Annotated in this window: 28 protein-coding genes; 1 reads left to right on the forward strand and 27 read right to left on the reverse strand. The window is 52.8% G+C overall.

From position 1 onward, the window contains the following. The 14 genes from AU511_RS14100 to fliF all read right to left on the reverse strand — a co-directional run. Positions 1–280 (reverse strand): flagellin N-terminal helical domain-containing protein (locus AU511_RS14100; RefSeq protein WP_476738472.1); only part of this gene is annotated, 280 nt, incomplete at its 3' end. Between the two features lie 305 nt (positions 281–585). Next, entirely contained in the window at positions 586–1,368 is a 783-nt protein-coding gene (fliR, locus tag AU511_RS14105; RefSeq protein WP_094101896.1) for a flagellar biosynthetic protein FliR, read from the reverse strand. 2 nt (positions 1,369–1,370) lie between these two features. Then, positions 1,371–1,640: a flagellar biosynthesis protein FliQ gene (gene fliQ / locus AU511_RS14110; protein WP_026741107.1), complete on the reverse strand. Its 270-nt coding sequence runs from the start codon at positions 1,638–1,640 to the stop codon at positions 1,371–1,373. 21 nt (positions 1,641–1,661) lie between these two features. Further along, complete coding sequence (gene fliP, locus AU511_RS14115) at positions 1,662–2,426, reverse strand: flagellar type III secretion system pore protein FliP (RefSeq protein WP_094101895.1); 765 nt, start codon at positions 2,424–2,426, stop codon at positions 1,662–1,664. Then, positions 2,423–2,839: a flagellar biosynthetic protein FliO gene (gene fliO / locus AU511_RS14120; protein ID WP_094110059.1), complete on the reverse strand. Its 417-nt coding sequence runs from the start codon at positions 2,837–2,839 to the stop codon at positions 2,423–2,425. The genes fliP and fliO overlap by 4 nt, the downstream gene beginning before the upstream one ends. Before the next feature lie 3 nt (positions 2,840–2,842). Further along, positions 2,843–3,256, reverse strand: coding sequence for a flagellar motor switch protein FliN (gene fliN, locus AU511_RS14125; RefSeq protein ID WP_094101893.1), 414 nt, complete (start codon positions 3,254–3,256; stop codon positions 2,843–2,845). Further along, positions 3,249–4,262: a flagellar motor switch protein FliM gene (gene fliM, locus AU511_RS14130; protein WP_026741103.1), complete on the reverse strand. Its 1,014-nt coding sequence runs from the start codon at positions 4,260–4,262 to the stop codon at positions 3,249–3,251. Before fliM ends, fliN begins: the two co-directional genes overlap by 8 nt. A 5-nt stretch (positions 4,263–4,267) precedes the next feature. Continuing rightward, entirely contained in the window at positions 4,268–4,747 is a 480-nt protein-coding gene (gene fliL, locus AU511_RS14135) for a flagellar basal body-associated protein FliL (RefSeq protein ID WP_094101892.1), read from the reverse strand. A gap of 133 nt (positions 4,748–4,880) precedes the next feature. Beyond that, positions 4,881–6,377, reverse strand: coding sequence for a flagellar hook-length control protein FliK (locus AU511_RS17490; RefSeq protein WP_094110060.1), 1,497 nt, complete (start codon positions 6,375–6,377; stop codon positions 4,881–4,883). After that, the gene (fliJ, locus tag AU511_RS14145; RefSeq protein ID WP_094101890.1) at positions 6,374–6,820 is read right to left on the reverse strand and encodes a flagellar export protein FliJ; all 447 of its coding nucleotides are present in this window, start codon (positions 6,818–6,820) and stop codon (positions 6,374–6,376) included. The genes AU511_RS17490 and fliJ overlap by 4 nt, the downstream gene beginning before the upstream one ends. 93 nt (positions 6,821–6,913) lie before the next feature. After that, entirely contained in the window at positions 6,914–8,272 is a 1,359-nt protein-coding gene (gene fliI / locus AU511_RS14150) for a flagellar protein export ATPase FliI (RefSeq protein ID WP_094101889.1), read from the reverse strand. Continuing rightward, positions 8,272–8,988: a flagellar assembly protein FliH gene (fliH, locus tag AU511_RS14155; protein WP_420843461.1), complete on the reverse strand. Its 717-nt coding sequence runs from the start codon at positions 8,986–8,988 to the stop codon at positions 8,272–8,274. The genes fliI and fliH overlap by 1 nt, the downstream gene beginning before the upstream one ends. Beyond that, on the reverse strand, positions 8,963–9,955 hold the full coding sequence (gene fliG, locus AU511_RS14160) for a flagellar motor switch protein FliG (protein WP_085653378.1): 993 nt from the start codon (positions 9,953–9,955) through the stop codon (positions 8,963–8,965). The genes fliH and fliG overlap by 26 nt, the downstream gene beginning before the upstream one ends. Continuing rightward, positions 9,952–11,685: a flagellar basal-body MS-ring/collar protein FliF gene (fliF, locus tag AU511_RS14165; RefSeq protein ID WP_094101887.1), complete on the reverse strand. Its 1,734-nt coding sequence runs from the start codon at positions 11,683–11,685 to the stop codon at positions 9,952–9,954. Before fliF ends, fliG begins: the two co-directional genes overlap by 4 nt. 253 nt (positions 11,686–11,938) lie before the next feature. Here fliF and fliE point away from each other — a divergent pair, with 253 nt between their 5' ends. Continuing rightward, the gene (gene fliE, locus AU511_RS14170; RefSeq protein WP_094110061.1) at positions 11,939–12,256 is read left to right on the forward strand and encodes a flagellar hook-basal body complex protein FliE; all 318 of its coding nucleotides are present in this window, start codon (positions 11,939–11,941) and stop codon (positions 12,254–12,256) included. Positions 12,257–12,668: 412 nt separating this feature from the next. On the opposite strand, the gene fliT is transcribed toward fliE, so the two are convergent. The 13 genes from fliT to flgC form a co-directional block, all read right to left on the reverse strand. Beyond that, positions 12,669–13,040, reverse strand: coding sequence for a flagellar protein FliT (fliT, locus tag AU511_RS14175; RefSeq protein WP_094110062.1), 372 nt, complete (start codon positions 13,038–13,040; stop codon positions 12,669–12,671). Positions 13,041–13,159: 119 nt separating this feature from the next. Next, on the reverse strand, positions 13,160–13,564 hold the full coding sequence (gene fliS, locus AU511_RS14180; protein WP_026741094.1) for a flagellar export chaperone FliS: 405 nt from the start codon (positions 13,562–13,564) through the stop codon (positions 13,160–13,162). Between the two features lie 24 nt (positions 13,565–13,588). Continuing rightward, positions 13,589–15,082, reverse strand: a complete 1,494-nt coding sequence (gene fliD, locus AU511_RS14185) for a flagellar filament capping protein FliD (RefSeq protein WP_094110063.1) — start codon at positions 15,080–15,082, stop codon at positions 13,589–13,591. Positions 15,083–15,387: 305 nt separating this feature from the next. After that, positions 15,388–16,368: a flagellar hook-associated protein FlgL gene (flgL, locus tag AU511_RS14190; protein WP_094110064.1), complete on the reverse strand. Its 981-nt coding sequence runs from the start codon at positions 16,366–16,368 to the stop codon at positions 15,388–15,390. A 54-nt stretch (positions 16,369–16,422) separates the two neighbouring features. Further along, positions 16,423–18,075 (reverse strand): flagellar hook-associated protein FlgK, encoded by a 1,653-nt coding sequence (gene flgK / locus AU511_RS14195; RefSeq protein WP_094110065.1) that lies wholly within the window; start codon positions 18,073–18,075, stop codon positions 16,423–16,425. Between the two features lie 103 nt (positions 18,076–18,178). Then, positions 18,179–19,162, reverse strand: a complete 984-nt coding sequence (gene flgJ / locus AU511_RS14200; RefSeq protein WP_094102213.1) for a flagellar assembly peptidoglycan hydrolase FlgJ — start codon at positions 19,160–19,162, stop codon at positions 18,179–18,181. Further along, positions 19,162–20,271, reverse strand: a complete 1,110-nt coding sequence (locus AU511_RS14205; RefSeq protein ID WP_094102212.1) for a flagellar basal body P-ring protein FlgI — start codon at positions 20,269–20,271, stop codon at positions 19,162–19,164. The genes flgJ and AU511_RS14205 overlap by 1 nt, the downstream gene beginning before the upstream one ends. 10 nt (positions 20,272–20,281) lie before the next feature. Then, positions 20,282–21,040: a flagellar basal body L-ring protein FlgH gene (locus AU511_RS14210; protein WP_240503843.1), complete on the reverse strand. Its 759-nt coding sequence runs from the start codon at positions 21,038–21,040 to the stop codon at positions 20,282–20,284. 12 nt (positions 21,041–21,052) lie between these two features. Continuing rightward, positions 21,053–21,835, reverse strand: a complete 783-nt coding sequence (gene flgG / locus AU511_RS14215; protein ID WP_085653369.1) for a flagellar basal-body rod protein FlgG — start codon at positions 21,833–21,835, stop codon at positions 21,053–21,055. 20 nt (positions 21,836–21,855) lie between these two features. Continuing rightward, positions 21,856–22,611, reverse strand: a complete 756-nt coding sequence (locus AU511_RS14220; RefSeq protein ID WP_074727622.1) for a flagellar basal body rod protein FlgF — start codon at positions 22,609–22,611, stop codon at positions 21,856–21,858. Positions 22,612–22,633: 22 nt separating this feature from the next. After that, the gene (gene flgE / locus AU511_RS14225) at positions 22,634–23,839 is read right to left on the reverse strand and encodes a flagellar hook protein FlgE (protein WP_094110066.1); all 1,206 of its coding nucleotides are present in this window, start codon (positions 23,837–23,839) and stop codon (positions 22,634–22,636) included. An 85-nt stretch (positions 23,840–23,924) separates the two neighbouring features. Next, positions 23,925–24,605 (reverse strand): flagellar hook assembly protein FlgD, encoded by a 681-nt coding sequence (gene flgD / locus AU511_RS14230; protein ID WP_094110067.1) that lies wholly within the window; start codon positions 24,603–24,605, stop codon positions 23,925–23,927. Positions 24,606–24,623: 18 nt separating this feature from the next. Then, positions 24,624–24,975 (reverse strand): flagellar basal body rod protein FlgC (flgC, locus tag AU511_RS14235; protein WP_094110068.1); only part of this gene is annotated, 352 nt, incomplete at its 5' end.

The following is a 24,975-nucleotide window of genomic DNA, read 5'->3' on the forward strand; positions in this document are numbered from 1 at the left end:
TACGGATAGCCTGCAAGTTGTCGTTGATTTCGTCCAGTGCGCCTTCAGTCGTCTGCGCCAGGGAGATACCATCGCTTGCGTTGCTGGAAGCCTGAGTCAAACCGTTGATGCTGGAAGTGAAACGGTTGGAGATAGCCTGACCAGCGGCGTTATCTGCAGCGCTGTTGATTTTCAGACCAGAGGACAGACGTTCGATCGCAGTGCTCAGAGAAGACTGAGATTTGTTCAGGTTGTTCTGTGCATTCAGCGAGATGCTGTTGGTATTAATTACTTGTGCCATAAGAGATTTCCTTTTAGATATCCGTCAGGACTTAAATCGTTAGGGTTCAGGCTTTTCCGCCCACGGCGTCAACCACCGTCTACAGAAATATCGGCGTTGCCCTAATGATCTTTAGCAATTAAAACCAATATTTTTAAAAGTGATGTTTTTCAGTTAGTTAAAATAAAAAAACCAGTAGATAACATCTCTTTTAACAGAGCTAAAGCGACTGAAACGCGGTAATAAGGTTATTTATCGCTCAATTTTGCGTAATGAAATCGACATATATTCGTTTGCAAACAGCTAAAAAAAGCCTTGGTCAGCAATCAAATATTAAAGTTCGTCACCAGCGTCGCGATCATGTCGAAGAACTCGCCAAATAAATGCTCAGCAAATTGGGGGATTAGCGTCATCAAGGTACCTATCGTCATAATCCCTACCGTCAGCGTCACGGGAAAACCGATGACAAATACGGACAGCTGTGGCGTCATGCGGTTCAGCAAACCGAGAGCCAGGTTGAGGACCAGCAACAGCGTCACCAACGGCAGCGCCAGCATCAAACCATTAATAAAGATAAGACTGCCCGCGCGTGCAATAGAGTAGAAGATATTGGTATCGATAGGCGCCGTATCGATCGGAATCACATGAAAACTATCAGCCAGCATCGAGATCAGCCACAAGTGTCCATCAAACGCCAGAAACAGCAGCATGGCCAGAAGATTGAGAAAGCGCGCCAGCACCGGCATATTCGGACCGCCGGACGGGTCGAAGAACGTCGCGAAAGACAGTCCCATCTGTAACCCAATAACTTCCCCGGCCATACGAAAGGTCGCGAACGCCAGCTGCATCGTGAAACCGATGCACGTACCGATCAATATTTGTTTGACCAACAGCCAAAGCCCTTCGGCAGAGAATATAGGAACGGGTGTAATGGTCAAGTGCGGACCAATCAAGAACGTCGCCAGCAGGCCAAGACCAATTTTAGCCTTAGTGGTGATTTCTTTTTCGTTGAGTACCGGAGCCGTAGAGATGAGCGCCATCAGGCGTATGAAAGGCCAGAAGAACTGATTAAGCCAGTAATAGATGTCGGCGCTGGTCAGGTTAATCATGACTAGCCAATCATGTTAGGTAGATTGCTAAACAAGGTACGCATGTAGTCAAGAAACAACCCGAGCATCCAGGGGCCGGCGATGATGATGGTCAGGAACACAGCCAGAATTTTCGGAATAAAGGAGAGCGTCATTTCGTTAATCTGCGTCGCCGCCTGCAAAATGCTCACAATCAACCCGGTAACGAGAGCCGCCAATAATAGAGGCGCCGCCAAAGCCAGCGCGATCTTCATTGCTTCGTTACCCAACGCCATGACCGACTCAGGAGTCATAAAATATCCTAATGCTGAATGTTAACTGTAAAAACTCTGCACTAATGAGCTTAGCAGCAGCTGCCAGCCATCAACCAGGACAAACAGCATCAGCTTAAACGGAAGAGAAACCGTCGCCGGCGGCACCATCATCATCCCCAACGCCATCAATACGCTGGCGACCACCAGGTCAATAATCAGGAAAGGGATAAAGACGGTGAAACCGATTTGGAATGCCGTTTTCAGCTCACTGGTCACAAACGCAGGAACCAACACCCGCATGGGGATGGCTTCCGGACCTTCCAGCGGGGGAATATCCGCCAATCGGGTAAATAGCGCCAAATCTGTCTCACGCGTCTGGCGGAGCATAAACTGACGCACCGGCGCAGAACCACGATCGATCGCCACTTCCATGGAGATCTTATCCTGACTGAACGGCAGATACGCGTCCTGATACACCTTGGTAATCACCGGAGACATAATGAAGAAGGTCAAAAACAGACTCAGTCCAACAATAATCTGGTTGGGCGGCGCCGTGGCGGTCCCCATGGCGTTTCTTAACAAGCTCAGCACGATGATGATACGGGTAAAACTGGTCATCATCAGCAATACGGCGGGGATAAACGTCAACGACGTCAACAGAACCAGCGTCTGGACCGGAAGGGACCAGCTCTGCGCGCCGTTGGCCATTGGCTGACTGATGATGCCCGGCAGTTGCGCCCAGGCGTTCGGCGCGATAAACACAATCACACCAGCTAAGAAACCGCGCCGCAACAGCTGCGCCCATCGAGATGAAAACCTGTTCATTCTGACTTTTCCGAACGATTCATGACCTTACTGAGGAGTTTGCGAAAGTCGGCAGGATTGACTTGATCGGAAGCCTTGGCCTCATCAATCGCTTTTGCTGGCAGGGTATGAAGCGGAGTCACCTGCTGAGCGGTGACGCCAAGAACCAACCAGGTGTCGTCGACTTCGACGATCACAACCTTTTCGCGCTGCCCGACCGGACAACTCGACACGACTTTCATCATCTGATTATTACGGGCCTGAGGCGTTACGCCGAATTTTTTGGCGAGCCAGGCTAACAGAAGGATAAACAGGAGAATGCCTCCCAACACGGAGCTAACCTGAGTTAGCGCCGAGCCGGGAGTTTGCGACGATGCCTGGCTATGCGCCGGCACCGTAACGGATGCGGAGGTCTGCTCCTGAGTTTGCGCCATAGGTTAGCGGCTCAGGCGACGCATACGCTCAGACGGAGTGATGATATCAGTGATACGTACGCCGTATTTATCGGCCACGACCACCACTTCGCCCTGCGCGATCAGATACCCGTTGATCAGGATATCCAACGGCTCGCCAGCCAAGCCATCGAGCGCAACCACCGAGCCCTGGGAGAGGCGCAACAGTTCTTTGATGGTCATTTTGGTGCGACCCAGCTCAACCGTCAGTTTGACCGGGATATCCAAAATCAGATCGATATCCTGAGACATTCCGGTCGCCGCATCGGCTTCCAGAGACTTGAAGACGCCTTCACTACCGCTCTCTTCTTTTTCCGCGGCTTGCTGCTCATTAAATGCATCAGCCCACAGATCGTCCACGGATTCTTTTTCTTCGGACGGGTTCTTGGTGTCACTCATGGGGCTGTCCCTCGTTGTTCAGAGAAGTCAAAATTGGATTCACTAACTGTTCGACTCGAAGAGCATATTGTCCTTTGTAAGTACCGTATTGACCGGTCAAGACCGGAACACCGTCGACATGGGCAATGATGCTGTCAGGTTTTTCTATAGGCAATACGTCGCCCGGCTGTAACTTCAGCACTTTGGACAACCGCAGCGACACATCGGTAAAGTTGGCGACCAGCTCCAGCTCGGAATGCTGAACCTGCTTGGCCAACGTATCCCTCCAGCTCTGATCTTCCTGTCGGGAATTCTCCATCGGAGGATTCACCAGCAGTTCGCGCAGCGGTTCGATCATGGCAAAAGGAATACAAATATTAAATTCGCCGGTCAGATTGCCGATTTCCACATGGAAAGGCGTGGTGACCACAATATCGTTAGGCGACGTCGTGATATTGGTAAACTTGACCTGCATCTCGGAGCGCACATATTCCACATCCAATTTGTAGATCGCGTTCCACGCATCCCCGTAGGCTTCCAACGCCAGGCGCAGCATTCTTTTCACCACGCGCTGTTCAGTGTGGGTGAACTCTCGCCCTTCCACCTTGGTGGGGAATCGTCCATCGCCGCCAAACAGATTGTCTACCGCAATAAAAACCAGGCTCGGAGAAAACACGAACAGCGCGGTGCCGCGCAGCGGCTTCAGATGTACCAGGTTGAGGTTGGTCGGCACCGGCAGGTTACGCGCAAAATCATGATACGGCTGAATTTTGATAGGACCGGCAGTGATATCCGGGCTACGACGCAACAGGTTAAACAGCCCCATGCGGAACTGACGCGCGAAACGCTCATTAATGATTTCTAACGACTGTAGGCGCTCACGAACAACACGACGTTGCGTATTGGGGTCGTAAGGCCGGATATCGCTCTCGGGGCCAGAGGCCGACTTGGCTTTGCTATCGCCGTCGTCGCTGTCGCCGTTGAGCAATGCGTCAATTTCTGCCTGGGAAAGAATACTGTCACTCATAATATTTATCGCAGTATGAAAGCGGTGAACAGAACATCCGTGACCACCTGGTTGGGTTGCCCTTGAACCAGCGGCGGGCTAAGAACCTGTTTAATTTCATCAATCAGCTTCTGCTTACCTTGTTCGTTTGCCAACGCGGCCGAATCCTGTCGGGAAAGCAGCAGCAGCAAGCGGCTGCGCACTTCCGGCAAATAGCGGGTGAAGCGGCTCTTGGTGTCTTCATCTGGCAAACGCAGGGTGAACCCAACGTACAACACACGATCGGGATTGTTATCCGGATTAACCAAGTTAACAGTAAATGTATCCAATGGCATGAATACAGGTTCCGGGGGAGGCACTTCTTTCGCCACCGTTGGCTCAGCGTTTTTATGATAAAAGAACCACCAACCCGTGCCGGCAGCACATGTCGCTACCAATGCGATAACGATCAGCAGTATTAACAAGACAGAACGCTTGCGTCCCGACTGTGTTTTTTCTTCAGCCATAGACTAAGATAATTCCTATACTCATTGCCATTGATGCAGCTCTGTGCTGCATATACCCCGTAATTATCCCGTCTATTCCGCCGTTCAATAGGATGAATAGACGAGGAAAATCACACTAGCTTACTGATTTGCCTCACGCAAAGGTATCAACGCCGCTTGAGGAGGACGCGATTCTCTGCAATGAAGCTGGTACATCCACGATTTCCATGTGGGTGTCCAGGCTGCTCGAGTACCGAGGCGAAGACGAACCGCCACTCTGCTGTTGGCCCTGTTGCCATTCGGAGCCCGCGAAGGTCTCGCTGCCCACACTGCTCTGGTTTAGCGTAATGCCGCTTTCAGACAACGCCGTTTTCAGCTGCGGCATTGCAGCTTCCAACGCAGCTCGAACCTGTCCATGCGAAGACGCTAGGTGGATTTGAGCCTGGTTATCTTCCATCTTCATGCTGACCTGAATAGCGCCAAGCTCCTGAGGGTGCAGACGCAGCTCAACGTTTTGCTGATTGTTACGCGTAAACATCACAACCTGCTGGCTAAGCGCCTGTTGCCACTCATCGCTGCCCAAGCGGGATGTCAGTACCGCAGTTTGTGGCGTCGCCGCAGCGGAGGTGTTGGCCTGGGTGCTGTTCAGCGCGCCCAAGGCGCTATTTACCGTCGCGGAACTGGAATTGCTGTTGTTGGCAGATGACGGCTCTTGCGTCACCTTGAACGCGTTGCTTACAGCAGCCGTGATATCGGAAGACTGCACCTTGTTCGATGTCGCAGTCGTATCTACCACACTGTTTTTCAGGTCGGTCGAATCGTCTTTCCCGTTCCCTTTGGACGCCGTTTTACCGGAAGCGCGCCCCAGCATATTAGTCAGCGTCGCATCGTCATCCTGCCCTGTCGTCGCATCATCAGCGACAGTGTTCAGCATTGAGGTCAAGGACGTACTTTGCTGACCCTCTGTGAGCGACTGCAAGGCATTTTGTCCGTCCACACTCAGAGCGGCTACGCCTTCACCCTGGCTGGTTATCGGCTGAGCGGTGACTTTCTGAAGCTGCGGAGCCAATCCTGCCCCCAGCATGGCCATGATCGTCGACGAAGCATCCTGATCGGTGGTCACGCCGGTAAGGTCGGTATCCGCAGTGACCTGCTCGCCCACCGTTAACGCTGCGTCATCACTTGTATCGGCGCCATCCACTTTCGCGGTCGTCGAGGCCTCGGCGTTCGCTGATGTATATTTGCCGTGTGTAGTGTGCGATTGCTTTAACAGCGCGCTAAGGGATGACTGGACGGAAGACTCCGTTGTCGCCAACTCTTCGCCTACTTCCGCTTCCGCCGACGCCGCATCCTCGCTTCCATCAGCCTGTTTGGCCGACGTATTTTCGGTTTTAGTCGTCGTGTTGGATGTCGACTGGGCCGTAGGGTGTTTCACCGGCTGCGGCTGTGTTTCATTGTTCTGTGTATTTTGAGAAGCAGCGTTCGACGTATTCTGCTGTGTCCGGTTTTGCTCTTCATTCAGGTGTGACGAAAACAGCGTCGTAAAGCTATTAGGCTGTGACGCATTACTGTCCTGGCTGCTGCTGGACGAACTCGAATCGGTTCGAGCCGTTTCAGACGCTGAAAGAGCAGTAACAGTAGTTAGATTCATGGATTCAGTTTCCTCAATGACGAGCGCTGTGCAAATTCATCCATCAGTTTCTGGTCTCGACGATTCTCACGAACCAACTGTTCCTGAGCCGCCCGTTCTTTTAATGTTTCAAACGCATTCAGCCGTTGGCGCTTGGCCTGCCAGGTTTTCATGGCCTGCTCAAGGCGCTGTGCCCATAAGGCCAGCTGTTTGCGATGTTGTTCGATGGCCAACTCAAGCGTTTTAATAAACTGCTGATAATTGTACCAATTCGCTGCATTGATACCGCTGCCCATGCTTTGTTGCAGCTGTACCCGGTAGTCATCTTCATAGCCGAGCAGCATATCTAGCTGCTGCTGTGCCTGTACGTGCGACTGACGGATCTGTCCCAGCAAAGTAGCGGCATCGTCCACTTCCTGCTGAGCCAATTCGCGAAGTTTGTCGAGAGGAGTTTCAGTTTTCATAGTACCTCAATCACGTACAGTTACCGGCGGCCCGCTGGCACTGCCCTATCGGGCACAGCTTTTAGCCTGGGTAATCGAATACACTACATGACACTACATGCCGAACAGCGCATTAAGTTGCTGCAATGCCTGCTGTTCGTCGCAACGTTCGAACATCCCCTGTTGTAAAAACGCTTCCATCTGCGGATAGATCTGAATGGCCTGATCCAGCAAGGGGTCGGTTCCCGATGCATAGGCACCCACGCTAATCAAATCCTTGTTCCGCTGGTAGACGGATAACAACTGCTTAAACTGCCTTACTTTGGCGTAATGTGATTCGTCGATCAAAGCGGTCATCGCACGGCTAATCGACGCTTCGATATCAATTGCCGGGTAATGACCCGATTCAGCGAGCTGTCTGGACAGCACGATATGCCCATCCAGAATGGCCCTGGCGGAGTCGGCGATCGGGTCTTGCTGATCGTCGCCTTCCGTCAACACGGTGTAAAACGCCGTGATAGAACCGCCGCCATGCACCCCATTCCCCGCACGTTCGACCAGCGCAGGCAACTTGGCGAAGACAGAAGGCGGATAGCCCTTGGTCGCAGGGGGTTCGCCGATGGCCAGTGCGATTTCTCGCTGCGCCATCGCATAACGCGTTAAGGAGTCCATGATCAACAGAACATGATGTCCCTTATCACGAAAATCTTCCGCGATGCGGGTAGCGTAAGCGGCCCCCTGCATACGCAGCAGCGGGGAAACGTCAGCCGGTGCGGCAATCACAACCGCGCGGGCACGGCCTTCGGCGCCCAGAATATTTTCGATGAAGTCTTTGACCTCACGGCCACGTTCGCCTATGAGTCCCACAACGATGACATCAGCTTCAGTATAGCGGGCCATCATGCCCAGCAGCACACTTTTACCCACGCCGGAACCGGCGAAGAGGCCCATACGCTGCCCTCGCCCGACGGTCAGCAAGGCGTTGATTGCCCGGACGCCGACGTCAAGCACGTGATCGATAGGCGTTCGCTGCAAGGGGTTAACCGGCGGCGTAATCAATGGCGCTTTAAATCCGGTTTCCGGCGGCGGCAGTCCATCCAACGGTTTACCCGCGCCGTCCAGGATCCTGCCGAGCAGTTCGGGGCCCAGCGGAAGCTTTTTGCCTTCGTGCTTTTCTCCGCCACGAGCGTACACGCGCGCGCCGGGGATGATGCCTTCAACTTCTTCGAGCGGCATCAGAAACAATCTTTGCCCGTTAAAACCAACGACTTCGCTTTCGACTTCTTCGATCTTGTCGCCATTTACACGTTCTACAAAGCAGGTCGCGCCGAGCGGCAAGTGCAGACCCGAGGCTTCCAGCACCAGCCCTGTCGCACGAGTCAAACGCCCGTAGCGACGAACGGTCGGTGCCGTTGCGATCTTCTTCTCGAACGCATCCAGCGTCGTCAGCCAGCGAGAGAGTCGGTTTGTCATCACAACTCTCCCGGCGCAGCCATATGACACAGCTCGTGCCAACGCGTCGCGATGCTGGCATCCAGATCGCCGTCCTCGGCGCTGACTTTACAACCGCCCGGATGGAGCTGGTTATCCGCCAGTAAACGCCAGCCGTGCTGCGCCAGTGTCGGACCTAACTGGCTCTCCACCCTTTCCATATCGGATGGATGCACGCGTAAATTAGGCTTACCGCTAAATAAAGGTTCTTGCTGAATCATCTGCTGTATCTGATTAAGCAACGCCGTACCGTCGCAGACCGGCGCCTGACCCAGAACCTGTTTGGCCGCAGTCAGCGCCATTTGCATCAGACGCGCGGCAATGACGCTGTCCAGTGAGTCGAGCGTTTGCTGGAATTCGGTCACCATCTGCTGCATCTGCTCAGTCAGCTTTTCTTGCTGCTGTTTCTCTTCCTGAGCGCCCTGCTGACGACCTTCCGCCAGACCGACTTGATAACCCTCATCGTAGCCTTGCTGCTGACCTTCTTTGTAGCCGACATCTTTGGCTTTCAGTTGGATCTCTTCACGCAGCAGTTCCAGTGACTCCAACGCCTCAACGGGAGAAGTTTCGTCTTCCTCTGAGCGGGATGGCGTTTCCTCTTCCTGCTGAGCCGACGGCGGCGGTGCCGCCAGATCGGTCAGTGTCCAGGGGCGCCAAGGTAAGTCATTGGTATTAGACATACGCATCCTCGCCGCCACCGATGATCATTTCGCCGCTGTCCGCCAGACGACGAACGATAAGCAGGATGGCTTTCTGTTCGTTTTCGACCTGCGACATACGTACCGGTCCACGCGTCGCCAGGTCGTCGCGCAGGATTTCTGCGGCACGCTGGGACATGTTGCGCAGGAACTTCTCGCGGAGCGGCTCTTCCGCCCCCTTCAGGGCTATCAGCAGGGACTCGGACTCCACTTCCTGCAACAGACGCTGAATACTGCGATCGTCCACTTCGACCAGGTTTTCGAACAGGAACATTTCGTCGATGATTTTCTGCGCCAGCTCGCCGTCGAACTCGCGTACGGCGTCAATAACCGCTTCTTCCTGCTGCGTTTTCATCAAGTTGATAATTTCAGCCGCAGTACGAATACCCCCCATCTTGCTGCGTTTCAGGTTCTGGCCGTCCAACAGACCGTTCAGAACTTCCGTCAACTCAGCCAACGCCGCCGGCTGTACGCCGCCGAAGGTCGCGATACGCAGCATGACGTCATTACGCAGGCGTTCGTCGAACAGCGCCAGGATATCAGCGGACTGTGCGCGTTTAAGATGGATAAGGATGGTCGCGATGATCTGCGGATGCTCATCTTTGATCAGGTCAGCTGCAGTCTGCGGCTCCATAAAGTTGAGCGTTTCCATGCCGGAAGATGTCTCTTTGCTTTCCAGGATATCTTCCAGCAAGGTCGACGCCCGCTCTTCGCCTAGCGCTTTGACCAGAACGGAACGCAGGTAATCGCCTGCGTTGACGCTCAGCGCCGCATACTGCTCTGCGGAGACTTCGAATTCTTTCAGCACTTCCATCAGTTGCTGATTGGACACCTGTTTCATGTTCGCCATCGCGGCACTTAGGTGCTGAACTTCACGCGTGGAAAGGTGCGTGAAGACTTCAGCAGCGCGATCTTCGCCGATGGTCATCAGCAAAATAGCGCTCTTATCAGTTCCAGTCATACTCATAGTTCAGCACTCATCCATTGACGAATAACCAGGGCGCAGACGCGAGGATCGTTCTCGGCCATGTCGCGAATACGCTGGCTTTGCAGCTCAGTATTGACGCGCTGTTGCGATTTACGCTGCAAGTCTTGCTCTTCTTTGCTGAGCTTGACGATAACGTCTTCGTCGCCATCCTGACCGCCAGATAAACTTTCCGCCGTTGCCTGCTGCTCTTTCTTCTTGAGCTGCAACTGCGGACGTACCATTTTGCGCCACAAGATCCAGGCCACAATCAGGACAAGCAGCCATTTGCCCGCGCTTATCATCAGGTCGAAGAAGGCTTGCTTCTGCCAGAAGGGCAATTCGCTCGCAGCATCATTCGATTCCGTAAACGGCGCATTTACCACGTTGATCGTATCGCCACGGTCGGTTGAGAAGCCCATGGCTTCGCGCGTCAGCGACTCAATCTGCTTAATCTGCTCTTCGTTTAACGCAGCAGACTTGCCCTCGGCGTTGGGCGCGTAGTTGACGACGACCGCAACGGAAAGACGCTGTACGGCACCGGCGTTTTGCTTGGTGTGACGAATGGTGCGATCAACCTCATAGTTGATGGTCTGGTCGCGGCGGTTGTTGGAGGATTGAATTCCGCCGTTCGCACCGCCCTGATTCGCACCGTTCGGGTTGTTAGCGCCGTTCGCCTGCTGTTGGCCGTTCGCGTTGTTCTGCGCGCCGTTAGCATTATTGCCGGCGTTTGGCGCGACAATCGGCGCCGTCGGCGTCGCAGGAGGCTGATTCGATAAAGCGCCAGGCACGCCTCCGACATTTTTCCCGCCTAACTGTTCGCTCTGACTAGACTGCTGAGACCGCACCGCGGCCTGATTCGGAGCCTGGTTGGGCTGATACTGCTCATCCGTCTGCTCACGATTAGAGAAGTCGATCTGAGCTGTAACCTGCGCGTGAACGTTACCGGTACCGACAATCGGCGCCAGGATAGCTTCAATACGGCGCTGGAAGCGGTTTTCAACTTCGTTGGCGTATTTCAGCTGCGCCGCGTTCAGGTCACGTCCCGTGCCGTCCGTTTGCGTCAGCAGCCGACCATTCTGGTCGACGACGGTAACATTGTCCGGCGGCAAGCCAGCGACACTGCTGGACACCATGTAAACAATGGCGTTGATCTGTCCTTCGTCCATCGCCCTGCCCGGCTGCAAGTTCAAAGTCACCGATGCTGAAGGGGATTTTTGTTCGCGCACGAACAAAGAAGGTTTCGGGATCGCCAAATGAACCCGCGCTTTCTGCACAGGGCCCAGCGTCTCCATCGTTCGGGATAGCTCGCCTTCCAGAGCACGCTGATAGTTGACCTGCTCGCTAAACTGACTAATGCCGAACTTCTCTTGATCGAGCAGCTCAAAACCTACAGAGCCGCCCTTAGGCAGCCCCAACTGTGCCAGTCTTAACCGGGTCTCATAAACGTTTTCCGCCGGTATCAGCAAAGCCCCACCGTTATCGCTGAATTGATAAGGGATGTTCATCTGCGTTAGCTGGGTGACGATCTCCCCGCCATCACGATCGTTTAGATTGCTGTAAAGCACTCTATAATCGGGACTTTTTGCCCATAGGACTAACGCCGTAACCACAGCCACAGCAAAGGCTGCGGCGACTAATAGGGGTACTTTCGGATTAGCACGCAGCCGGTTAAGCACAGCAGTAAATCCGTTGATACTCATTGCGGGCGAACTGCTTTTAGCGGAGCTCATGCACTATTCCTGCCAATTAACATTTTGATAGTTATCAATAAAAACAAAATATACTCCCTGAATAAGCAACGGTTGTTCTAAACATCAACACCCGCCTTTGAGATTTGGGCGATATATTATTTATCCCATGACGCCAATTCTATAGGTGAATTAGCCAAGGTTTTTATGCCTATTTAGAAGCTTAGGGTTGCTGGTATTCTGCTAAAGTTGTCGACTGTAAATAATTGGTCCTATAGAAAACCCGAGGGTTTAAATGTCTATACAGGGAATTGAATCTGTCGTTCAGCAGCTACAAAGCGTAGCACTTCAGTCTACGGGCACGACTTCTAATGCTATTGCAGCGCAGCAAAGCGGCTTTGCGGACGAAATGAAATCCGCGCTGGGAAAAATTAGCGAACAACAAACTACGGCACGCGCACAGGCGCAGAAATTCGAGCTGGGTGAAGAAGGCGTTGCGCTGAATGATGTGATGGTCGACCTGCAAAAAGCATCAATCTCGATGCAGATGGGTATTCAAGTAAGAAATAAACTGGTTTCTGCTTACCAAGAAATCATGAATATGTCGGTATAATTAAAGACAACTATTTTTATATACCCCACCCATTAGTCATCCAATTCTAAGCACTCTTCGGGCTATTCATTTACGCATAGCCTGGTCCTGCTTGTTTTAATTTTTCCAACCTGTCTTATGACAAATATTGCGGCTGAGTTCTCTCAGTTTCGCTGACGCTACTTACCCTATGAATCCCCCCAGCCATCGCTATAAGCCATTCACAACCCTTTGGTGTGCGAAGTCTGCGCAGAATTAAAAGCCTTAATGAGGATGTAAAGCAGAGAGCTGAGCAGGCCTATTGTCCGCGGTAACACGTTTGGGATAAGAAGATAAGCCGGTCACAGGCATGGTATGAGAATCTACTTTGAAGGGGGGTAAGCCCCGTCGGAGCCTTAACCGACGAGACAAAGGGGCATTGAAATCCGTAGACCTACTCTTTCCCGCCGCCAGGTAGCATAGAATCGCCATCGGCGAATTTATGGTAGGCCGCATTCACCGACTGCTGTCTGACAGACTGACCGATCAGTCCCCTCAACTCATTCATCCGTGACTCCAGGAGTTGAGTAATCAGCGTTTCATTTTCCAGAATCGTATCGAGGCACTGTTTTATCCTACGTTGTTCAACGCTGGAAACTTTATTGTTGTATTCGATCAGGCCAGGAAGAAGTCCCACCGCTTCAAGATAAAGCTGCTCAACTTCAATCAATTCTGCCCATTTTGTTTTTTTTGCAAGTGCCAGCATGCGATCGCTTAGTTCAAGGATTTGCTGATAACAGGCAAGAACTGATTTGCTGGCTTCCATTGTGGTTTCCTGACTTACACTGTTGGTTATGTTTAACGCAGAACGGCAAAAATGAAACTGTGCCGGACACGAAGCGATTCCGCTACTATTTCCGGCACAGATAAGAGCTAAGTGACGAATTAGTCAGCAGCGTTATTTTTTTCAGGGCTTATTTCTTTCCAGGAGTCAGCGATGCCACGCAATAGTTCCGTTATATTCTCTAGTAGCGCACGATCGTTGTGCAGATTGGCCTGAAGCAGCTGACGGATCATGTAGTCGTAAAGCTGCGCCAGGTTCGTGCTGATCTCCCCCCCTTTCTCCATATCCAGGGAAGCGAGTAATCCACTGTCAATGATTCTGATGGCCTTGGTAATCGCATTACCCTTCTCCACCGTGTCCCCTTGTTCCATGAAGATATCTGCACGAACAAGGGCACTGATGGCGCCATCAAACAACATGGTGATCAGCTTATGCGGGCTGGCGCTCATCACGCCGCTTTCCAAACCGACCTGCGCATAAGCCTGTGAACCATACATCATGGCCATAAAAAACGTTCCTTACACTACACGTTAACTGCTGGAGCTGCTGCTAAGCTGCTCGAAGGCCGACGTCAGGTAGTCACCTGTACTGTTCAATTGCTGTACCAACACATCCAGTTTGGTGAACTGAGTCCTGTAACGGCTCATGGTGTTCTCGATGGTGCTCTGAACATTTGTATACTGAGTCTTGAGCTTGTCGATAATGGACGTGATACCTGATTCAGCGTTATCGATCAAACCATTACTTTTCGTATAGCTCGATACGGTGGATACCAACTGTGTTGCAAGTCCCGTCGTTTTACCATCGCCCATAAAGAATTTACCGACTTCAGCACCGTTATCCGTCAGCGCGTTAACCAGCTTGGTGTTGTCGATGCTGAGCGTTCCTCGCACAACCGTTCCGGTCGTGGAGTCGGTTGTGGTACTCAGCGAAACACCCATCTCAGAAAGCACCTTGAAGGTATCGCTGCTTTGCGCTGAGCTAATAATCGTTTTCAGCTGATTCTTGATGCTGCTAAGCGTAGAGTCCCCAACCAGAGCACCGTTGCTGGTGGACTGAGATTCACCTGCACTCACGCTGCTATAGGCGCTCAGCGAAGCAAAAGACGTCAGCAGGGTGTTATAAGAGCTGACCCAATCAGTAATCGCGCTGGCGGCATCCGTTACACTTTTGGTCACCACCAGGTTTTCTGATGAGCTAGAGACCGCATTCAATGTCAGCGTAACCCCTTCCGTCGGGACATCGGTCACTGTATTGCTGCTACGTTCAATCGCTATGCCGTTAACCGTCAGCTCGGCATTTTGCGCCGCGACCTGCTGTGTCATCCCATTGGAAGACGACGTGCTGTCATATCCCAAGACGCTGTTCAAAGCACTGTCATCTGAGCTTACGCTCATCGTTGACGTCTCACCGGTTGTATCAGAAGTCAGCGTCAGCTGATAGCTGCTGTCACCCGACTGCACGATACTGGCGGTCACCCCGGCTTTAGCAGAGTTGATGGCGCTAGCGATACCTGAAAGCGTAGTTTGATCGTTGGTCAGCGCAATGTTGACCTCACTCCCGCTACCCACCTGCAGGGTAAGATTACGCGTCGTCAGGCTGCTGTCGCCCAACTGCGTGGTTTTACTTGCCTGCGCTGCTGTCGCCAACGTCTGCGCCGTGGCCAGCTGCGACACTTTTACCGCATAGGTACCTGACGTTGCGCTAGACGAAGCAGTGCTACTGAACGAAGTATTGGTCGATGTCTGCTTGGTGGCATAGAGCGAACTGTCGTTCAGCTTAGCGGTCGCCGTTGAAAAGGTTTCCAGCGAGCTCTGGAGCGTTCCATAAGCGGTAAGCTTGGACTCATAGCTGGTTTGTTTTGTGGTGATCGCGGTAAGTTTCTGGTTCTCGACTTCTTCCAAAGAGTCCAAAATGCCAGACAAGTCCAAGCCAGATCCTACGCCCAGTGATGTAACCAATCCCGTGCTGGAACTCGTTGTGCTTGATGACGTACTACTGGTCGTGCTTGATGTCGTAGCCATATACTCTTACCCCTTAATAAATGTATTCATTCATCTGCATAGATTATCGGCAGTACTTTTTAAAAGTTTATGCGACTGTCAACATTTAGAAGATAAAAATTGCAAGGTCGCCAAGGCCAGCAGGGAGCTGGCAGTTCGTCAACCTTGAACGGAATAGGTCCCTACCCTGACTGGGTCGATCGCCCAAAGCAGAACAAAACCCCTATGCGTAAAATAAAAAAACGGCCGTATCGCCTGCTATTAACAGGACGATACCGCCTAAACAAATACGCCCGGTTTAAGCGTATTCCAAAATTTGGTGCTAATTAACTATTCATTTCAAACAGCGACATGCCTTTCATCGAAGAGAATGTGCTCTGCGCTGCCTGCAGCGCCACCTGTTGCATGGTGACGTTAGAAATCATTTCATACATATCATCGACGTCAGACCCTTTCAAACTGGTCATCCGATCTGAATAAATCAGGTCTCGGCTGTCGCCGATACTGTCTAATGTGCTCAACTCGTTAAGTTTGCTGCCCACGGAGGCTTGCACCGTTAACACATTATCCAGCGAGTTGGACATTCCCCGATTGGCTTTATCGAACATCGCCTGGTAGGTCTCGCTGCTCGTGGTGTCGTCACCGGTTTCATTCAGCGGAATATCGAGCGCCGTCATCGCATAGTCGATGCTGTTAAACATATTAGTTTCACTGGCAGTGCCGTCCGGCTCAGTTTTGTAACCTGCCGACAGGCTCATGAAGACGGTTGTCCCCGTGTCGCCTGTGGTTATGGTTCGGCTGGCGTCCACTTTCTGACTCACGGAGGTATCGCTACCGACATAGCTTACGTTACCTTCGCTGTCTTCAACAAAAGGGGCAGTATCGGTCTTGTAACCAGCGAAAATGTAATTACCGTTGCTGTCAGTGGTATTGGCCAGCGTCAGCAACTGATCTTTATACCCTTGTAGTTCAGTCTTCATCGACTGGCGATCCGAGTCACTGTATGTGGTGCTCGCAGCTTTAACCAGCAGGGTCTGAACGTTCTGGATCACGTCGGTGACCTGATCTAGTACGGTAGATTCCAACGAGAGATTGGTGGTCGCCGTATCGCGAGCCGTTGCAAACTGCTCATTAGTTGACTGTGATTGCGCCAATACGACGGCCTGCGCCGAGGCAATGGGATCGTCCGACGGTTTGTTGACCAGCTGTCCATTGGACAAATCTAACGACGCGCTCTGGAATTTAGAGTAAGCGTTCGTGATGCTTTGCATGTTCTGCTGGTAAATCATCGATGAACTTAGACGCATAACACAGTCCTTAAGTTTAATTTATATATTATTTTCAATTATTTAGCGGATTCATCAGTTAACCGCAGACAGCAAGGCATCGAAAATCGCTCCGGCAGTAGACAATATTTGAGCGTTTGCCGTGTAGTACTGCTGGTAGCGCTGCAGGTTAATGTATTCTTCATCAGAGTTGACCCCCGAAATCGACTGCTGCTTCTCTGTCAACTGATTTACTATAGTTTCTTGAGTCGTGCTGTTGGTATCAGCGCTTTGTGTTTTCACGCCGATTTCACCAACTAATGATGCGTAGGCTTCACTGAAGGTGGCATTACCGTTCACCTGATTGCTGGTTTGCAGCGCCAACAGCGCAGCCGCGTTGCGGTTATCGCTTTCACCCGAGCTAGCGTCATTCGACGCTGCCGCGATCTTGGCGGTATCGGAAATAGCCACCGACATATTAGTGATGACTTCGCTGACCGTGTTCAGCGTAAACTTGTCACCGGAGGTCGCTGTACCGCTGACTGCCACTTCGACGCCATCAAAGCTCAGGGTCGTGTTGCCGCTACTGTCGCTTCCCGACGTGTAATCGACGCTGGCACCATCAGAGTTACGCGTGACACCCCAAGCGCCGTTGGTATATTTCAGCGTGTAATCGCTCGCCTTGACCGCCGATGTATCGGTGTACGTCGCAGTCAGCGCGGCGCTACCTTTGTTGTTCGTGTTGCTGATGACGCTGGGCTGACTGAAGCTGAAGAAATCCGTCCCCACATCACCATTCAGATCAACGCCTTCTTTATGCTGGGTGTTGAAGCTGCTGCCCAGCGTTAACGCGAGCTGACCCAGCTGGTTACGGGCCGTATCCAGCGTTTCAGTACGGAACGTAAGCAAACCACTGATGCTGCCGCTTTCTAGCGAAGTTGAACTCAGTTGAATCGGGTCGCTAATACCGTTGTCATAGGCGACTTCCGTTCTTGACGGATCGTCCGGAGAGGTCATGGTGACCAGATCGTAGGAAGCATTTCCCTGGACCAGATTCATGCCGTTGGCAAGGCTAACGCTGACCATACTGTCCTGCGTGGTGGTGGTCACGCCGACAAAGTTGTTTAGTTCATTAATCAGCTGGTCACGCTGGTCGAGCAATGCGTTGGCGGAGCTGGATCCGCTGCCGAGCTGAACGATTTTTTCGTTCAGATTCGCTATTTGCTTCGAGTAGGTGTTGATCTGGTCGACGCTGCTCTTCAATTCAGCATTAATAGACGAATCCATATCCTGCAGATATTTATCCGTGCTGCTGAACTGGTTCACCATGCTCTGCGCGCTGCTAATGACCGTCTGGCGCGCAGAAGCGTCACTCGCATTGGAGCTAAGCGACTGGACGGAAGAGAAGAACGAAGACATCAGCGTGGACAGGCTGTTATCGCTATCCGACAGCAGATTGTCGATCTGTGAAACCTGCTCGGAATAGGCTTTTGTACCCGCATAGTTGCTGGACGCTGAACGCAGCTGATTGACGACCAGGGAATCATAGGCCCGGTCGATGGAAGCAATATTTACGCCACTGCCGATGGTGCCGTAAGCCTTTTGCGTACCTGTATTTTGCGCTAAAGATACGCTCTGTCTGTTGTAACCATCAGTAACAAGGTTGCTAATGTTGTTAGATGTTGTGCTAATAGCCACATTCGCAGCTTTCAGGCCTGACGACGCAATGTTTATCAATGAACTGGCCATGAAATTTCCTTTAAATTACAAATTCTAACCGGCAATGGTGTCTAATAAAGTTATCGGCTGGGGTCACTCAAACTTGAGCAAGAAATTAAAAAATAAAAGCGGTTTAAAATAAGTTACTTATGTCGTGTGTATAGGCCTTCACCGCTTTCTCGGTCGTGTTTTTTATCTGCCCGATAATCTGTACCAGTTTGTCCCCGTAACGCGGATCGGTCGCGTAGCCTGCCCTCTGCAGTTCATAGGCCGCCGCTTCTGCGCTATTCGCATTCACGACCCCCTTGTAACGGGCGTTGTCGGTCAGCAGCGAGATGTAGTCGTTGATCGAATCCAAATAGGAATCGTAGACGCGGAACTTCTCTTTGACCTTATAGGCACGACCATTTTCGAACTCGGTCGTGACGATTTCGGTGACCTTCCCGTCCCAATTGCTGCCGGCTTTCACGCCAAACAGGTTATGGCTGGGTTTGCCATCGCTGGTCGTGATTTCACGTTTACCCCAGCCCGACTCCAGCGCGGCCTGCGCCATAATCAGATGGTGTGGAATACCGGTTTTCAAACTAGCGATCATGGAAGGCATCGACAGACGGTGAGTGAAGTCCTCAGAGGAAGGCGCCAACTCCGGCTGCGATTTGGTCGCGCTCTCCCCCTGCTGATCTGGATTGTTGCGTTTCAAAAACTCGCCCATCAGCGCAGGTGTGAAGGCGGACGACGTTGAAAAGTCGTCCTTGCTAAGCGGCATTGGCGTTGTTCCCACCCCGTTGCCAGGCGGTTCATTCACATTTCGGCTAAGCTGCTTCACCATCATGTCGGCCAGCCCCAGTCCTTTCGCAGACAGGTCTTGTGCCACCTGCTGGTCATACATGCTGGTATAAAGCCGCGTCTGATCGCTGCTGAGCAAGCCGTCTTTAGGCAGCGCCGAACGCATGCTCTTCAGCATCATGTTGACAAACAAACCCTCGACCTGCTTAGCCACTTTTTTCAGCGCTGACGGATCGTTTTTTACCGCATCGTTGCGTAGCTTGTTCAGCGACTTGACGTCATAAGCCGCGGAAGCCTGATCGACCGAACTGGTGTTATCGAGCTTCATCATTAGATGATTTCCACTTCCGCCTTGACGCAGCCCGCGCTGTGCATCGCCTGAATGATAGACATCAGATCCATCGGCGTCGCGCCCAGCGAGTTAAGCGCGCGGACCACGCTATTCAAATTGGTGCCCGCATTCACGCGCTGAAGCGCCCCGCCTTCCTGACGCATGTCGATCTGCGTCTGTTGAGTGACAACGGTTTGCCCACCGGCCAACGGCGCATTGGGCTGATTGACGTTTTCTTGGCTATTGACTGTGACAGATAAATTGCCCTGCGCAATGGCGCAAGAATCAAGCGTGACATTACGGTTCATCACCACTGAGCCGGTACGGGAGTTGATGATGATCTTCGCATCCATTTCGCCGGTATTGATTTTGATATCCTGGATTTGCGCCAGGAAACGCACCTGAGACGTGCTACCGGACGGTAAAGTCACTTCCACCGTACGACCATCAAGCGGTCGGGCGACGCCGGAGCTGTTGAACTGATTAATAGAGTCGCTGATGCGCTGCGCCAGGCTGAAGTTTTCCTGCTTCAGCTGCAGCGTAAGATTGTTGGAAGCGCCGAACGTGGTGGGCAGCTCGCGTTCAATGGTCGCGCCGCCGTTGATTCTGCCGCCGGAAAGTTGATTCACCTTGACCTGACTCCCACCGGAGGACGCGCCCGCGCCGCCGACCAACATGTTGCCCTGCGCCAAGGCGTAGACCTGATTATCGACCCCTTTCAACGGCGTCATCAATAGGGTACCGCCGCGCAAGCTTTTCGCTGACCCGAGCGACGACACTACGACGTCAATTTTCTGCCCTGCACGGGCAAATGCCGGATAGTTAGCGGTCACCATGACCGCTGCAACGTTCTTTAACTGCATGTTGGTGCCGCTAGGCACGGTAATCCCGAGTTGGGATAGCATGTTGGTCAAACTCTGCGTCGTAAACGGCGTCTGAGTGGTTTGGTCGCCCGTACCGTCGAGACCGACAACCAAGCCGTATCCAATCAGCGGGTTATCACGTACGCCTTGAATATCAACCAAATCACGTAAACGCTCGGCGTGTGCTGATGACAAGAGCGTCAGTGATAATGTGATAAATGAAAAAATAAGGTGACGAACCCGCATGATTAACCTCTTAAAATGGTGAAACGTTCAGGAAGAAGCGCTGTAGCCACCCCATTTCCTGGGCTTCATTGATATAGCCTTTGCCGACGTATTCAATCCGGGCATCAGCAACCTGTGTGGATACCACGGAGTTGGATCCGGTGATCGTTCTCGGATTCACAATGCCGGAGAAACGGATATATTCTGCGCCCTGGTTGATGGCGATCTGTTTCTCGCCTACCACCTTCAGGTTGCCGTTGCTTAACACGTCTTTCACCGTCACCGTTATCGTACCGGTAAAGGTGTTTTTTGCGGTCGCGCCGCCAGAGCCGTCGAAGTCGTTCTTACCTTCTACGTCGAAATCGGCGCGCTGGTTACCGAACAGACCTTGCAACAGACGAGGCGCCGTGGTGACCCCAAGCGATCCTGATCCGTCGCGGGATGAGTTCGCGCTCGAACTTTTGCTGGCGCTGACATTCTCCTGCAGGGTGATCGTCAGGATATCGCCGACGTTGCGGGGACGACGGTCCTCGAACAGCGGCTGATAGCCATAGTTCATCGGCTGAACCATCTGAAAGATCGATCCATTGGTAGCAACCAGGTTGGGCGGTGCAGGCTGCGCCGTCGTTTCACCTTCTACCAGCTCTTTGTGCGGAAAATAGGCGCATCCGGCTAATGAAGCGCATACCGATAGCACGAGCGCCGGTACGACGACATTTTTCCACCCGGCGCGGCATAGGCGAACACCGCGCGTGCGCGGTGCGTTCACTTCTTTTCTCATTAACACCATAAATGTGCTTTCTTAAATTTGCGTAAGCCGCTGCAGCATGGCATCGGAAGTCGACACCGCCTTACTGTTTATTTCGTAGGCACGCTGGACCTGGATCATATCGACCAGTTCTTCCGCCACGTTGACGTTAGAAGTTTCAACAAAACCCTGATAAAGCACGCCTGCGCCATTCTGACCCGGAGTCGACTCTGTCGGCGCGCCGGAGCTCTGCGTTTCCTGGTACAGGTTTTCACCCAGGCTCTGCAAGCCGGTCGGGTTGATAAACGTGCTGAGCGTCAACTGACCAATCTGCGTCGCAGCCGCCTGACCCTGTTCAGTCACGCTCACTACACCGTCACGCGCTACCGTCATGGATACCGCGGTATCAGGCACCGTAATCGCTGGCTGAACCTGATAACCACTAGAGGTAACCAACTGGCCGTTCGCATCCAACTGAAAAGAACCGTCGCGCGTATAGGCGGTCGTACCATCAGGAAGCAGGATCTGGAAAAAGCCCTGACCGTTGACAGCGATGTCTTTGGTGTTTTCCGTCTGTTCCAGGTTACCCTGGCTGTGCAAACGCTCTGTCGAAACCGGACGAACCCCCGTACCCAGCTGCAAACCAGAGGGCAAATTGGTTTGTTCAGAAGACTGAGCCCCCGGCTGGCGAACCGTTTGATACAGCAGATCTTCGAAAACCGCGCGCTGACGCTTAAAGCCGTTGGTGCTGACGTTAGCGAGGTTGTTCGAGATGACATCCATGTTGGTTTGCTGAGCATCAAGCCCGGTTTTTGCAATCCACAGTGAACGAATCATAGTGTTACCCTTAAAATTAATTAACTAACAGACAGCAGCTTGTTCGCGCTCTCGGCGTTTTGATCGACGTTGGTGATCACTTTCATCTGCATTTCAAAGCGCCGGGCGCTGTTGATCATGTCAACGAGCGTTTCGGTCGAGTTCACATTGCTGCCTTCCAGGACACCTGGCATCACTTTCACTGTGTCATCCGCCGGCAAGGCATTGCCGACCTGCTGCTGAGCCTGCGGCGAGATGTGAAACAGGCCGTCATCACCACGTACTAATTGATTCGGTTCAGACTTGACCAGTTTCAGCGCACCCGCCGCTCCCACCGTATTCGGCGCATCGCCGTCGCCTAAAGCAGAAATCGTTCCGTCTGCGGCGATGGTGACAGTGGACTGCACCGGCACCGTCAGCGGACCATCGTCGCCGACGACCGGATAGCCCTGAATGGTGAGCTGACCGGTTTCATCCAGCTGAATAGCACCATTGCGGGTATAAGCTTCTTCGCCGTTGGGGAGCTGTACGGCCAACCAACCGTCGTCCTGCACCGCCACGTCCAAAGGACGGGACGTGTAGTTCAGCGGCCCCTGTGACATATCTGCACCCGGAGTCGACGCCACGACCAGCGTACGGGTGGGGAGCGTAGGCCCCTCGACCGGCACCGCGCGCATGGCATTTAACTGCGCCCGGAAACCGGGCGTGGACACATTGGCCAGGTTGTTGGCGATGACCGACTGCTGTTCCATCGTCTGGCTAGCGGCGCCCATCGCTGTATATATGGCGTGATCCATATCGTTACCTTGTGTGGCTTAATTAACGCAGGTTGACCAGCGTGTTCAGGATGGAGTCCTGTGTTTTAATGGTCTGGGCATTGGACTGATAGTTACGCTGGGCAACGATCATATCGACCAGCTCGGAACCGATATCGACGTTGGAAGACTCCAGCGCGCCGCTGGTGAGTGACCCCAGCAGACCGGTACCCGCGGTGCCCAGAGAGGCTTCACCGGACGATGACGTTGCGCTCCAGACGTTATCCCCTTCAGACTTCAGGCCCTGGTTATTAGAGAATGTCGCCAGAACAATCTGTCCCAACAGCTGAGTCTGTCCATTGGAGTAGGTGCCGCTGATGGTGCCGTCATCGTTAATGGCGTATTCGACCAAGTTACCTGTGGTGTAACCGTTCTGCGTTTTGCTCAGCTCAGAGCTGGTCGCGTTCTGTTGGGTCGAACCTGCAAAGTCGATAGAGAAGGTATTAGCCGCGGAACCATTCAGGGAATTGGTCGTCACGTTGAATGCCGTCGTCCCAGTCAGCTGGCCGCTGGTGCTAAAGTTCAATGTGCCGAGGTCCTGCGCGGTCGCGGTGCTATCGCTGCTGTCAAGCGCATGCACTTCCCAGGTGTTGTCAGCCGTTTTGGAGAAGTACAGGTTCATAACGTGGGTGTTGCCCAAGCTATCGTAAGTTGTCATGGACTTGCTCCAGTTATAAGTACTGGAGTCGGTTGCATCGAAAGCAGTGCCATTCGCGACCGCGGTGGTGCTTGAATTCAGGTTGGCGACATAGGTAGAGGTCGTCGTCTGCTGGGCGGCAATAGAGCCAGCAGAGATATTGAGTGTGGTAGGTTCCGCACCCTCAGCGATAGTCGGCGGAGTCCCGGTGGCGGCATAACCCGTCACGTAATAGCCCGTTTTAGTGGTCAGGTTACGATCCGCGTCCAATTGGAATTCGCCGTTACGGGTGTAGTAGACCGAGCCAGCATCGTCCGCAACACGGTAGAAGCCATTACCCGAAATGGCGACGTCGGTACCAACGTCGGTGCTTTCGATCGTACCGTCATTGAAGTTCTGAGTGACTGCGGCGACTTTAACACCCAGACCTACGGCAGAATCGGCGAAGATGTCTGCGAAAGAAACCGTTGCGCCTTTAAAGCCGGTGGTTTCTGAGTTGGCGATGTTGTTACCGATGACATCCAGGTTACTGGAGGCAGCATTCAATCCGCTGACCGCTTGTGAAAAACCCATTTGGAGGTGCTCCTAAAAATTAGTAGTTTGCTGTGTGTTGTTTTAGGCGACTGATCTGCTTGTCTTGTCAGCCGCGCGATTCACATCAAATAATCTGTTTCACGTCGCTGAGCGACGCGGTGCCTGACAGGCCCAGGTTAAGCACGGCGTCCGAGGAATCCGTGTTAACGCCATAAACCAGCGCATATTTCAGCGGCGTCGCAGTCACGCTGGCGCCATCGGAACCGGTCGCCGTCACCGAGTAGGTGTAGGTACCAGCATCGACGGTGCCGCCACTGTCGTTAGTGCCATCCCAGCTGTAGGTCTGAACACCGGCGCTTTGAGCACCGAGATCTACGGTTTTCACCGTATTACCGCTGGAGTCTTTAATAGTTACATTGACGTCCGTAGCCGCATTGGCCAGTTCAACCCCAAATGCAGTGGTGGAGCTATCGGATCCCACTACGATGCTGTCGCCCTGAATCAGGACGCCGTTGCCAATTAGAGAACTCGCTTGCAACGTCTCGGAGGTATCCAACTGGCTGGAAATAGAGCCCAGCGTGGTGTTCATGCTCTCGATCCCGCTCAGCGTGCTGATCTGCGCAAGCTGCGTGGTCAGCTGACTGTTGTCCATGGGATTGGTAGGATCCTGGTTCTGCAACTGCGCAACCAGTAGGGTCATAAATTCGTTTTGCAGGTCCGCACTACTGCTCGTACTGGACGAGCTGCTGGTTGTGCTGGTCTTGCTGGTATCTGTTGATTCGGTAAGTGAAACTGAGACGCTCATGGCTACTCTCCCACGTTATTATTGGCCTAATGTCAACGTTTTTTGCATCAACGACTTGGCCGTATTCAGCACTTCCACGTTTGCCTGATAGCTGCGTGATGCGGAGATGGAGTTCACCATTTCCGCAGTAACATCCACATTAGGCATACGTACATAGCCGCGTTCATCCGCCAAAGGATTTCCCGGTTGATAAACCAGCTTGTCCGGAGAGGTATCTTCAACGACGTCGTCAACCTGCACGCCGCCGATAGCCTGTCCATCTGGAGCAGCCACTTTGAAAACCACTTGCTTGGCGCGGTATGGCTCGCCATCGGGTCCGGTGACACTGTCCGCATTCGCCAGGTTGCTGGCGCTTACGTTCATGCGCTGG

The organism is Lonsdalea iberica (assembly GCF_002111585.1).
In the GTDB taxonomy this organism is placed as follows: domain Bacteria; phylum Pseudomonadota; class Gammaproteobacteria; order Enterobacterales; family Enterobacteriaceae; genus Lonsdalea; species Lonsdalea iberica.